The organism is Mycobacterium sp. URHD0025, assembly GCF_000426065.1.
GTDB lineage: Bacteria > Actinomycetota > Actinomycetes > Mycobacteriales > Mycobacteriaceae > Mycobacterium.
The window spans coordinates 476,977-489,262 of sequence record NZ_KE384491.1 but is presented as its reverse complement, the minus strand read 5'-3'; the positions used below and the strand labels follow the sequence as shown (position 1 = coordinate 489,262).

The window sequence follows — 12,286 nt, the reverse complement described above, 5'->3', positions numbered from 1 at the left end:
GGAGTACTTGGTTGAAGACTTTCGTGGCTTCCCGGGTGGGCGCGATGGTGGCGATCCTGGTCGCCCTTACCGGGGTGATGTTCGTGCTGCAGCACATCTCGCCGCTGGATCCGGTGAAGGCCCAGCTCGGCGCCCAGGCCTCGGCCCAAGCCGTCGCCGCCAGGCGCGAGGAACTCGGCTTGAACCAGCCGGTCCTCGTGCAGTTCTGGCACTACCTGACCAGCGCCGTCACCGGCGATCTCGGAACGTCCTACCGCACCCGCCACCCGGTGTTGACGGACCTCGGCAGTTTCCTGCCTGCCACATTGGAACTGGCGATCTTCGGGATCGTCATCGCGCTGGCGCTGGCAGCCCTGCTGGCATTCAGCACGACATTGAAATGGCCGGGCGCACAGGTTCTCCGGGCAGTCCTGTTCACCGGTGCCGCGGCGCCGATGTTCCTGCTCGGCATCCTCGGGCTGATCGTGTTCTACCAGAATCTGGGTTGGGTTCCGGCCAACGGCCGGATCGCCGTGGCGAACCCACCCAGCGGGCCGACCGGGCTGCTCACCGTCGACGGACTCGTTCACGGCCGGTTCGACGTGGTGGCCGACGCGGTGCACCACCTGATGCTGCCGGCTGTTGTGATCGCCATCGGTCCGGCCGTGGCGATCGGCCGGGTACTGCGCAGCAGCCTGATGACCGACATCGACAGTGACTACGCACGCACTGCCCGCGCGAAGGGCCTGTCGGAGGGACAGATCATGACGCGCCACGTTCTGCGAAACTCCGTGGGTTCGGCGTTGTCGATGACCGGACTTCAAGTGGGCCTGATGTTTTCGGGCGTGCTGGTGGTCGAGCAGGTGTTCGGATGGCCGGGTATCGGCCAGTACATCGCCCAGAGCATCCCGGTGGCCGACTTCCCGGCCATCGCGGGCGTGACCCTGATGTTGGGTGCGCTCTATGTAGTCATCAACACCGCCGTGGACCTACTCCAGGCGGCAGCAGATCCCCGTATCGCAGTCATAGGAGGTTAGGTGCCCAAACAGCCACTCATCGTGGGGAATCCAGTTCTTGTCGTGGTCGACATACAGGAAGGCGGGGCAATGTCGGCCGAGGATGCCGGGATTCCGGTGATGTCCGGTCATGCCGATCGCGTCATTGTCGCGGAAAAGCTGCTCGCCGCTGCGCGCGCAGCGGGCGTGCCGGTGGTGTTCTTCCAGGAGGTCCACCGGCCCAGCGGAATCGACTTCGGCCGTGAGCTCGACGGCACCGAGGGTGTTCACTGCGTCGAGGGGCAGCCCGGCACCGACCTGGAACCGACCCTGCGGCCACTGCCCGACGAGTTCCACATCGTGAAGCGGCGCTACTCCGGTTTCATCGGAACGGATTTCGAGATCGTGCTGTCCGGTCTCAAGGCGTCGACGCTCATTCTCATCGGCGGACTCACCGACGTGTGTGTGCATTACACCTTCGCCGACGCCCACCAGCGCGACTTCTATGTCCGCGTCGTCACCGACTGCGTCGGCGGGTCGTCGCAGTACCGGCACGACGCCGCGCTCGACGCCATGGAGTACCTGCAGACCGGCGCGCTCCGGACCTCCGATGAGATCCTCGCCGCCTTCGGCGAACTCGCCACATCCCAGCCCGTTCTCGAAGGAGTCGCCCGATGATCAAGCGATGGAGGACCATGGCCGCCGTGAGTGCGGTCGCCGCGCTGACGCTCAGCGCCTGCGGCGGTTCGGATTCGGGAAGTGGCACGCCCAGTGCGGCGCCGACCGACAAGGTGCTGCACCTGTCGTTCCTGCAAGATCCCGGTCAGCCACCAGACCCGGACATCTATTACGCCGGCCAAGGTCTGCTGCTCACTACCAATATCTACGAGGGGCTGTTGCAGTACAAGGCCGGAACCGACAAGCCCGAACTGGAACCGCTGCTGGCCACCGAGTGGAAAGCGTCGCCGGACAACAAGGTGTTCGATTTCACGCTGCGCCAAGGCGTGAAGTTCCATGACGGCACCCCGTTCACCGCGGAGGCCGTCAAGGCCTCCTTCGATCGCCGCCTGGCCGTCGACCAGGGCCCGGCATACATGGTCAAGGACGTGGAATCAGTTACCGCACATGGTGATTACAATGTCACCATCACCCTGAAGGCACCCAACGCAGCCTTTCTCGACTATCTCGCGTGCGCGTACGGGCCCAGGATGCTCAGCCCTGCGGGTCTGCAGCAGAATGCGGGAGCCGATCATGCGCAGAGCTACCTGACCAGCCATGACCTGGGAACCGGTCCGTACACACTCACCGCCGCCGATGTGGGATCCCGTTATGCGCTGGCGGCATTCCCGGAGTACTGGGGACCCAAGCCGTACTTCGAGAAGGTCGAGATGCCGGTGATCACCGACGTCTCGGCCCAGCAACTCCAGTTCAACAACGGGCAGCTCGCCGCCATCCTGCATGACCTGCCCTCGTCGGCGGTCCAGTCCTATCTGGACAACAAGGCATTCGCCAATTACTCGCTGCCGACCATGATGTCCAACTACCTCTACGTGAACCCGCACAAGGGCATGATGACCGACGCCCGGAACCGCACCGCGGTCCTCCAGGCGATCAATGTCGACGAGCTCGTCAAGCAGACGTACTTCGGACGGGGAGATGTGGCGGGACAGATCTATCCGCCCAACATGATGGCCTCGGACTTCGCCAAACAGGCGGTGGCTCACGATCCGTCGGTGCTCACCGGCATCGCCGGGGGACTGCCCGCCGACCAGAAGGCCATCACGATCGGCTACGACTCGAGTAACCCCGACAACCAACTGGTCAGCAATCTGCTTCAAACCCAGCTTGCCGCAGCGGGTTTGACGGCGAAGGTACAGGCCTACCCGACCTCGGAGATCTACGGCTGGGTCGGCACCGACGGTCAATCCGCTCCGGAAATCTTCACCGCCCTGGCCTGGCCCGACGCCCCGTCCCCGTACACCTGGGGCCACATCTCCTGGGATGCCGACGGTGGCTTGAACTACCTGGGCTGCTCGGCGCCGCCGGTCACCGACGCACTGGCGACTGGTCTGCCCACCGGAGATTCCGCCGTGTTCTCGCGGGCCGGACTGGAAGCGGTCAAGACCGGTTGCTGGCTCAACATCGCCGACGTCAACGACTTCGTGGTGGCCCAGCCGTGGCTCAAGGGCGTCGAACAGTCCCACGTGGTGACCAACCCCAACTCGCTGCGGCTCGCCGCGCTGTCGGTGGGCTGATGGCGACGCTGATCCGTAAAAGCGGAGTCCGCCACATCATCCTGCTCACGCTGGGCTGGGAGGAACTGCCCAAATCGGTGTCGGTGTACGGGGCGCCGGCCGAGCAGCGGATGCGCGAACCCGTTCCGGGCGTGCTGCTTCAGACCGACGGGGGGTGGGTGCTGCTCGACACGGGATTCAACACCGCGCTGGTGCGGGACCCGGCGTTGTATCGGCGATTCTTCCCGACAGTGGAGTATCGGCCGGTGCTGCCCGGTCCCGGCGAGCCGATCGAACAGCGGCTCGCCGAGGTCGGAGTCGCATTCGACGACATCCGTACCGTCGCGGTGAGCCACCTGCACCACGACCATGCCGGTGGACTCAAATTGTTCGCCGGCAAGGTTCCGGTTCATGCCCAGCGCCGGGAGCTCGACTACGGTCTGTCGAATCACCCAGAGCCGGAACGCAATGCGATCGTGCGAGTCGACTTCGACGATCCGAACATCGACTGGCGACTGGCCGACGGTGAGGCCGCCATCGCGCCCGGAATCACGGCGATCCCGACGTACGGACACACTCCCGGACATCAGAGTTTCGCGGTGGAGCTCGACGAGTCCGTGGGCGGTGGCGGCTTCGTGTTCGCGTTCGACGCAGCGGACCTGACGGAGAACATCGAGCATGAGCTCCCGATCGGCGGGTTCATCGACGTGGAGCCGGAGGAAACGGTCGAGCCGATCCGCAAGCTCAAGAAGCTGGCGCGCGACAAGGGGTATCAGTTGATACCCGGCCACGACCCGGAGGTGTGGCCCGGACTCACCGATCACTTTCACGAGCGCTTCGGGCCGGTCACCTCGGGAACACACCATGGCTGATCTGGTGATCCGAGCCGACCGGGTGCTTCTCGACGGTCAGCTACGGCCGGCGTCGCTGGTGATCGACGGTGGCATCATCACCGGTATCGGTGCGGTCGACGCTCACGTGCCGGCAGTCGACCACGTGAAGATCCCGTCGCATGCCGTGCTGTTGCCCGGTTTCGTCGACACCCACGTGCACGTCAACGACCCCGGCACCGACTGGGAGGGTTTCGGCACGGCAACGGCAGCGGCGGCTGCTGCCGGCATCACGACCATCGTCGACATGCCGCTCGATTGCAGTCCGGTGACCACGAGCGTCGCGGCCCTGTGTACCAAACAGGCGGCGGCCGAAGGGAACTGCCGTGTCGACGTCGCGTTCTGGGCGGGGGTGGTTCCGGAGAATCTCGGTGAGCTGGAAGCGTTGGCGGCATCGGGCGTGCGGGGGTTCAAGTGCTTTCTCGCCGATTCCGGCAACCCTGACTTCGGATACCTGACTCCCGCCCAGTTCCGTACCGCCATGAGCCGCATCGCCGAACTCGACTCGGTGCTGTTGGTGCATGCCGAGAGTCACCACGTGATCGCCGGCAGTTCACCGCCACGAGGACGACGCTACGGGTCGTTCCTGCGGTCCCGCCCCGACGCCGCCGAAGAGGATGCGGTGCGGCTCGTGATCGACACGGCGGCCGCGAGTGACGCACACGCCCACATCGTGCACGTATCCAGCGCGAACGTGCTTCCGATGCTGGCCGATGCCAGACGGTCGGGTGTTCCGGTGACAGCCGAGACGTGTCCGCACTACCTGACGTTCGCCGCGGAGACGATCCCCGACGGCGGCACGGAGTTCGCCGCATGCCCGCCGGTCCGAGACGCAGGCAACCGTGACCGACTGTGGGAGGGCCTGCTGGACGGGACTCTCGACATGGTGGTGTCCGACCACTCGCCGTGCGCTCCGAAGCTCAAGGCGGACGGGGATTTCGGGAGCGCCTTCGGCGGTGTCAGCTCACTGCAGGTCGGTCCGGCCGCGGTGTGGACCCATGCCGCGCAGCGCGGATTCGGGCTGCCCGAGCTGAGCCGGTGGATGGCGCAGCAGCCTGCGGCGCTGGCCGGCCTCACCGACCGGGGACGCATCGCGACGGGGCTGAGGGCCGACCTGTGTGCCTTCGACCCCGACGTCGAAACATGCGTGCACACCGAGGATCTGCACCACCGCCACCGGGTGAGCCCATACGCCGGGGTGACGATCCGCGGTGCGGCGGTGCACACCTGGGTGTCCGGCGTTGCGGTATCGGAGAAGGTGCGGCAACCGGCATGAGGATCGCACGCGCTGGGGCGGCCGGATGACCCCACCGATACCCGGAGTGGACCTTGCCTCTCGAGTCGTCGGAGGCAGTGTGGTGGCCGCCAGCGATGAATCGTTCGGCTTCAAGGAGCGGCTGGTCGTTCCGGCCGAGCCGGCGTTCGTGCCGGGTACCTACGACCTGCGAGGTGAGGTGGTGGACGGCTGGGAGACCCGCCGGCACGCGGGGACCGGCGGCGACTGGGCCATCGTGAGGCTGGGTGCACCCGGACGCCTGCGGACGGTCGACGTCGATACCCGGTCGTTCTCGGGCAACCATCCTCAGGCCTGCCGGGTGGACGCGGCCGTGCTCGATCCCGGAGCGGATGCGACAGATCCGTCCGTGAAATGGACCACCGTCGTGCAAACCACTGTGTTGAAGCCGGATTCGAACAACCTGATGACGGTCACCGATAGCCGTCGCTGGACGCATGTGCGGCTGTCGCTGACGACCGACGGCGGCGTGGCCCGGTTGCGGGCGTACGGCGACGTGATCCCCGATCCGGCGCTGTGGTCCGGCGTCACCGTCGAGGTGTCCGGATTGGAGCAGGGGGGATGTGTCGAATGGTGCAGCGATGCCTTCTATTCCGACGCCCGGGCGCTCGTCGCACCCGACCGGCCACGCCACATGGGCGATGGCTGGGAAACACGAAGACGCCGCGATATCGGTCCGGACACCCATGACGCGGTGATCATCTCGTTCGCGGTACCGACCGATGTGAAGCGAATCGAGATCGACACGTCCTACTTCGTGTTCAATGCCTCCCAAGAGGTAGCGGTACTGGGCGCGCACGTCCGTCCGTCCGTCGAACAGGGCTGGCCGGCAGTACCATTCGACACCCCGGTGCTGGGGCGCAGGCACCTGGCCGCCGACGCCCGGCAGGTGTTCGTCGTCGACGCCCGGGCTGTCACCGCGATACGCGTGAACGCCTATCCGGACGGCGGCATCGCCAGGGTGCGGGCCCTTGGCACGCCGACCGATGAAGGGCTGCAGCAGCTTCGGGATCTGTGGGAGGAATGTTCGTGAATCAGGTCATGGCCTCGGAATGTGCCGGACTGTGGCGGCGCACCTTGCTGATCGAGGCCGACGGGTCACGCGACACGAATACCGGCATCACGTGGCTACAGGCCGGCAGTGCCTACGTCGACTCCCGTGGCTTCGCTGGTGAGCTGATCCAGCGCGGCACCACCTTCGTCTGGCGGCGCGACGTCGAACTCCAACCTTCGGGCCCGTTCCCGGACGAGGGTGAGATGCGTTGGGAGGGAGACACCCTGGTCGAGACCGGGGTGCACGAGGACTACGTCGAGCACTGGGTACGCGATCTCGGGCCGACGGCACCGCAGGGTGGGCTGTTCCTGCGGGCGCCTGACGACAGCCGGGCCGTTCTGGTGCGCGTCGGGCCGGCCTTCGGCTGGCTGGGCGGTGACGATGTGGTGATCGACTCGGTGGGCGGCCCACAGTGGGCTGCGCTGGCAATCGATCTGGAAGGCAAGGAGATTCAGGCCAACGGCGTGCGCTGGGTCGTGGAACGAACCGAAGGGACAGTGGGACTGTGAGTGGCAATGCATCATCGTTGGCGGCCTTCAGCGCCGTGCCGGTCATCGACATCAGTGGGCTGCGGTCGGACCGCCGGGACGAGCGGGAGCGAGTGGCGGCCGAGATCGGCACCGCGGCGCGCGAGGTCGGCTTCTTCTACATCAGCGGCTCCGGGATCGACGAGGCGGTGTTCGAGCGGATGCTCACCGCCACAAAGGAATTCTTCGCGCTGCCGCACGAGGAGAAGATGCGCAGCTACATCGGATACTCACGGTGTCACCGCGGTTACGTCCCAGTGGGGGAGGAAGGCCTCGAATCCGACAGCCCGCCCGATCTGAAGGAAGCCTTCGACACCGCGCTGGATCTGCCGGCCGACGACCCGGACCATCTGGCCGGCAACCCGATGCTGGGACCCAACACGTGGCCCGACCTCGCCGGATTCGCCGAGGCGGTGACGTCGTACTACCAGGCCGTGATCGACGTGGGCCGCCAATTGCTGTGGGCGTTCGCCGTGGCGCTGGGGGAGGACCCCGAGGTGTTCTCCCGTCACGCCACCAAAACGCCCAGCCAGCTGCGGCTGATGCACTACCCGTACAACGCGGACGCGCAGGACGGGCAGGGCATCGGCGCGCACACCGACTACGAGTGCTTCACCTTGCTCAAGCCCACGGCGCCAGGCTTGGAGGTGCTCAACGGCGCCGGCGAGTGGATCGACGTGCCGCCGGTCGACGGCACATTCGTCGTCAACATCGGGGATCTGCTCGAACTGTGGACCAACGGGACGTTCGTGGCCACCAGCCACCGGGTGCGCCGCGTGGCCCAGGAGCGCTACTCATTCCCGCTGTTCTTCAATGTCGACTACCACACGGAGGTGAAACCGCTGCCGCGATTCGTCGGCGGTGGGGCGCAGCGCCCGGCGCTGCGAGCGGGTGAGCATCTGTTCGCCCAGACCGCGCAGACCTTCACGTATCTGCGTCGCCGCATGCAGGCCGGGGAACTCGTGCTACCCGACGGGGCGCTCGCAACCGGTCAATTCGGCCAGCAGGCCGTGCACGGGGTCGACGGACGGATCAGTTGATCGGGGCGTTCACCCAGCGCAGGTCATCGAGGATGCCGCGGGCCGCCACGATGTTCTGCCCGGTCTGCCACACCTCGTTGTTCACCACGAACACCCGGTTGTCCTTCGTTGCCGACAGAGCCCGCCAAGCCGGGCTCTCGAGGATCTTCGGTGCGTTGTCCTTGGCTGCCGGGGACGCGAACGAGACGTAGACGAGGTCCGCGTCGGCAATCCGGTAGTCGGCGTCGGTGGTGCCGAGCTCTTGGTATGGCTTGTCGGTAAAGCGTTGTGCGGCAGGGCGATCCAGTCCGACTGCGGCCAGCACGCTGCCGGAGAACGTATTGGCACCGTACACCCGGACGGTGTTCTCGGTCAGCTGCACCACCGAGGCCTGGAAGTGCGGGGCGTCGTTCTGCGCGCCGGTATCGCGAGCAGCGTCGTCGAATTTCGCGATCAGGTCGTCCGCGGCGTCCGCGCGACCCGTCGCCGCACCCACCGCACGCAGCGTGTCACGCCAGGCGGCGCCCGGTGCCCCGGTGAACACTGTCGGGGCGATGGCCGACAACGCCCCGAAAGAGGACGGCGTGGTCGATGCCGAACCCAGGATCAGCTCCGGGTTGGCGGCTTTGACAGCGTCGAGGTCGGGCGCCGTCCGCGAACCGGCGGGGGCGGCCCCGTGCACGACGGCACCCAGATAGGAGGGCTGCTCGGACGAACCGTCCGGCAGCGCGGCCGCGACGATGCGGGACTGCAGGCCCAGCGCGCACAGCGCATCCAGTTGGTCCCCGGACAGGGCGACGATGCGCTGCGGGTCGCCGCGCACCTCGGTGGACTCCGGAATGTCGGCGCCGTCGACGCGCGCGTTGCGGACCTCCCGCGCCGACTGATCGGCTGCGGCCGGTTCGGCCGCGCACGATTCGTCGGGGCGGCGCTCATTGCCCAGCACGCCGGCGCCGGCGATCTTGGTGACACTGGTGGTCATCGACGTCTGCGCCTGTTGCGTCTGCTCGGCGGAGCCGCAACCACCGGCGAGGGTCGCGGCCGCGGCGATCACCGCGACTGCGGCGCGAGGTCGGTTGGTCAGCACCGGGCGACCGTAACATTCACCGCTTAACAGCTGGTCAGAACCTCGCGGCGAAAAGAACCGACGCCGGGCCGGCACGCAGTACGACAGTTTGTAGGACCCACGGACGCAGAGGCCGCCGGGAGCGTTAGGATTCAGGGCGATAAGCGGGATTTCCCGACGAATCTTTGGAGGATCTCTTGGTAGCCGAAGCGCCCCCAATCGGAGAACTCGAGGCACGTCGTCCTTTTCCGGAACGGATGGGCCCCAAGGGCAACCTGATCTACAAGCTCATCACCACGACCGATCACAAGTTGATCGGCATCATGTACTGCGTCGCCTGCTTCGCCTTCTTCTTCATCGGCGGGCTGATGGCACTGTTCATGCGTACCGAATTGGCGATGCCCGGGTTGCAGTTCCTGAGCAATGAGCAGTTCAACCAGCTGTTCACCATGCACGGCACGGTGATGCTGCTGTTCTACGCCACCCCGATCGTGTTCGGGTTCGCCAACCTGGTGCTCCCGCTGCAGATCGGTGCGCCCGACGTGGCGTTCCCGCGGCTCAACGCCCTCTCGTTCTGGCTGTTCCTGTTCGGCGCGCTGATCGCCCTGGCCGGCTTCATCACGCCGGGCGGTGCCGCGGACTTCGGCTGGACGGCCTACTCGCCGCTGACCGACGCCATCCACTCGCCGGGCGCCGGCGGTGACCTGTGGATCCTGGGTCTGGCAGTCGGTGGTCTCGGCACCATCCTCGGTGGCGTCAACATGGTCACCACCATCGTGTGCATGCGTGCACCGGGCATGACGATGTTCCGCATGCCGATCTTCACCTGGAACATCCTGGTGACCTCGATCCTGGTGCTGATCGCCTTCCCGATCCTGACCGCCGCGCTGTTCGGCCTGGCCGCCGACCGCCACCTGGGCGCACACATCTACGACCCGTCCAACGGCGGCGTGCTGTTGTGGCAGCACCTGTTCTGGTTCTTCGGCCACCCCGAGGTGTACATCATCGCCCTGCCGTTCTTCGGCATCGTGAGTGAGATCTTCCCGGTGTTCAGCCGCAAGCCGATCTTCGGTTACACGACGCTGATCTACGCCACCATCAGCATCGCGGCCCTGTCGGTCGCGGTCTGGGCGCACCACATGTACGCCACCGGTGCCGTCCTGCTGCCGTTCTTCTCCTTCATGACGTTCCTGATCGCGGTCCCGACCGGCATCAAGTTCTTCAACTGGATCGGAACGATGTGGAAGGGCCAGCTGACGTTCGAGACGCCGATGCTGTTCTCGGTCGGCTTCCTGATCACCTTCCTGCTCGGTGGCCTGTCCGGCGTGCTGCTGGCCAGCCCGCCGATCGACTTCCACGTCACCGACAGCTACTTCGTCATCGCGCACTTCCACTACGTGCTCTTCGGCACCATCGTGTTCGCCACCTACGCGGGCATCTACTTCTGGTTCCCGAAGATGACCGGACGTCTGCTCGACGAGCGCCTGGGCAAGCTGCACTTCTGGCTCACGTTCATCGGCTTCCACACCACCTTCCTGGTGCAGCACTGGGTCGGTGACGAGGGCATGCCGCGTCGTTACGCCGACTACCTGCCCAGCGACGGCTTCACCACCCTGAACGTCGTCTCCACCATCGGCGCCTTCATCCTGGGCATCTCGACGCTGCCGTTCGTGTGGAACGTGTTCAAGAGCTGGCGTTACGGCGAGCCGGTGATGGTCGACGACCCGTGGGGTTACGGCAACTCGCTGGAGTGGGCGACCTCCTGCCCGCCGCCGCGGCACAACTTCACCGAGCTGCCCCGGATCCGTTCGGAGCGCCCGGCGTTCGAGCTGCACTACCCGCACATGGTCGAGCGGATGCGCGCCGAGGCCCACGTGGGCCGCGCGCATCACCCGGAGCTCGAGTCTGCGGACCGCTCCAGCTGACGGGTGGCAGCATCCGGGGGTGAGCACGTCGAGGATGTTTCGATGACCGGTGCTCCGCGACCGCGCTCGTCGGTGCTGATCACCGTCACCGGTGTCGACCAGCCCGGTGTCACATCGGCGCTGTTCGAGGTGCTCTCGCGCCATCAGGTGGAGCTGCGCAACGTCGAACAGGTCGTCGTCCGCGGCCGGCTCACCCTGGGTGTGCTGGTCGCGGCACCGCCCGATTCGGTCGACGGCGATGCGTTGCGTAGTGACGTCGAGACGGCGATCCACCGGCTCGGCCTGGACGTGACGATCGAGCGCAGCGACGACATGCCCGTCATGCGCGAGCCGTCCACCCACACGATCGTGGTGCTGGGCCGTCCGATCACCGCCGAGGCGTTCAGCGTGGTGGCCCGCGCGGTCGCGGGGCTCGGCGTCAACATCGACACCATCCGCGGGGTGTCCGACTATCCGGTGACCGGCCTGGAACTGCGCGTATCGGTGCCTGCGGGCGCTGCGTACAGCCAACTGCAGTCGGCGCTGGCCCAGGTGGCGGTCGACGAAGGCGTCGACATCGCGCTCGAGGACTACAGCCTGGCCCGGCGCGCCAAGCGGCTCATCGTCTTCGACGTCGACTCCACCCTGATCCAGGGCGAGGTCATCGAGATGCTGGCCGCACGGGCCGGCATGGAAGCACAGGTGGCCGCTGTCACCGAAGCCGCGATGCGCGGCGAACTGGACTTCGCCGAATCACTGCACCGCCGGGTCGCGACCCTGGCGGGCCTGCCCGCCTCGGTGCTCGACGATGTCGCCGAACAGGTCGAGCTGACGCCCGGCGCGCGGACCACGATCCGGACGCTGCGCCGGCTCGGCTTTCACTGCGGCGTGGTATCGGGCGGCTTCCGCCAGGTCATCGAGCCGCTGGCGCACGAACTCATGCTGGACTACGTGGCCGCCAACGAACTGGAGGTCGTCGACGGCAAGCTGACCGGGCGGGTCATCGGCCCGGTGATCGACCGGCCCGGTAAAGCCAAGGCGCTGCGCGATTTCGCCCAGCAGGTCGGCGTGCCCATGGAACAGACGGTGGCCGTCGGCGACGGCGCCAACGACATCGACATGCTGGCCGCAGCCGGCCTGGGCGTCGCGTTCAACGCCAAACCCGCGCTGCGCGAGGTGGCGGACGCATCGCTGAGTCATCCCTACCTGGACACCGTGCTGTTCATCCTCGGCGTCACCCGCGGGGAGATCGAGGCCGCCGACGCCCTGGACGGGGTGCTGCGTCGCGTCGAGATTCCCGACGACTAGACAACGCTGGCGAACC

At 66.6% G+C, this 12,286-nt stretch carries 11 protein-coding genes; 10 read left to right on the top strand and 1 reads right to left on the bottom strand.

Translation table 11 applies throughout. From position 1 onward, the window contains the following. Positions 1-11 precede the first annotated feature (11 nt). The 8 genes from H977_RS0130785 to H977_RS0130750 are packed head-to-tail and all read left to right on the top strand — an operon-like array spanning position 12 to position 8,013. Positions 12-1,016: an ABC transporter permease gene (locus tag H977_RS0130785; protein WP_029111466.1), complete on the top strand. Its 1,005-nt coding sequence runs from the start codon at positions 12-14 to the stop codon at positions 1,014-1,016. Beyond that, positions 1,017-1,652, top strand: coding sequence for a cysteine hydrolase family protein (locus tag H977_RS0130780; protein ID WP_029111465.1), 636 nt, complete (start codon positions 1,017-1,019; stop codon positions 1,650-1,652). Beyond that, on the top strand, positions 1,649-3,229 hold the full coding sequence (locus tag H977_RS0130775; RefSeq protein ID WP_029111464.1) for an ABC transporter substrate-binding protein: 1,581 nt from the start codon (positions 1,649-1,651) through the stop codon (positions 3,227-3,229). Before H977_RS0130780 ends, H977_RS0130775 begins: the two co-directional genes overlap by 4 nt. Beyond that, positions 3,229-4,080: an N-acyl homoserine lactonase family protein gene (locus H977_RS0130770; RefSeq protein WP_029111463.1), complete on the top strand. Its 852-nt coding sequence runs from the start codon at positions 3,229-3,231 to the stop codon at positions 4,078-4,080. The genes H977_RS0130775 and H977_RS0130770 overlap by 1 nt, the downstream gene beginning before the upstream one ends. Beyond that, the gene (gene allB / locus H977_RS0130765; protein WP_029111462.1) at positions 4,073-5,374 is read left to right on the top strand and encodes an allantoinase AllB; all 1,302 of its coding nucleotides are present in this window, start codon (positions 4,073-4,075) and stop codon (positions 5,372-5,374) included. Before H977_RS0130770 ends, allB begins: the two co-directional genes overlap by 8 nt. 25 nt (positions 5,375-5,399) lie before the next feature. Then, positions 5,400-6,425 carry an allantoicase gene (alc, locus tag H977_RS0130760; RefSeq protein WP_029111461.1) on the top strand — a complete coding sequence of 342 codons (1,026 nt, stop codon included), beginning with the start codon at positions 5,400-5,402 and terminating at the stop codon, positions 6,423-6,425. After that, positions 6,422-6,955: a hypothetical protein gene (locus H977_RS0130755; RefSeq protein WP_231396099.1), complete on the top strand. Its 534-nt coding sequence runs from the start codon at positions 6,422-6,424 to the stop codon at positions 6,953-6,955. The genes alc and H977_RS0130755 overlap by 4 nt, the downstream gene beginning before the upstream one ends. Next, positions 6,952-8,013 (top strand): isopenicillin N synthase family dioxygenase, encoded by a 1,062-nt coding sequence (locus tag H977_RS0130750; RefSeq protein ID WP_029111459.1) that lies wholly within the window; start codon positions 6,952-6,954, stop codon positions 8,011-8,013. The genes H977_RS0130755 and H977_RS0130750 overlap by 4 nt, the downstream gene beginning before the upstream one ends. Here H977_RS0130750 and H977_RS0130745 read toward each other — a convergent pair. Further along, positions 8,006-9,079, bottom strand: a complete 1,074-nt coding sequence (locus H977_RS0130745) for an iron-siderophore ABC transporter substrate-binding protein (RefSeq protein WP_029111458.1) — start codon at positions 9,077-9,079, stop codon at positions 8,006-8,008. The genes H977_RS0130750 and H977_RS0130745 overlap by 8 nt on opposite strands. A gap of 176 nt (positions 9,080-9,255) precedes the next feature. On the opposite strand from H977_RS0130745, the gene ctaD reads away from it, so the two are divergent. Beyond that, positions 9,256-10,983 (top strand): aa3-type cytochrome oxidase subunit I, encoded by a 1,728-nt coding sequence (gene ctaD / locus H977_RS0130740; protein ID WP_029111457.1) that lies wholly within the window; start codon positions 9,256-9,258, stop codon positions 10,981-10,983. Positions 10,984-11,025: 42 nt separating this feature from the next. Then, positions 11,026-12,270, top strand: coding sequence for a phosphoserine phosphatase SerB (gene serB, locus H977_RS0130735; protein ID WP_029111456.1), 1,245 nt, complete (start codon positions 11,026-11,028; stop codon positions 12,268-12,270). Positions 12,271-12,286: the final 16 nt, after the last annotated feature.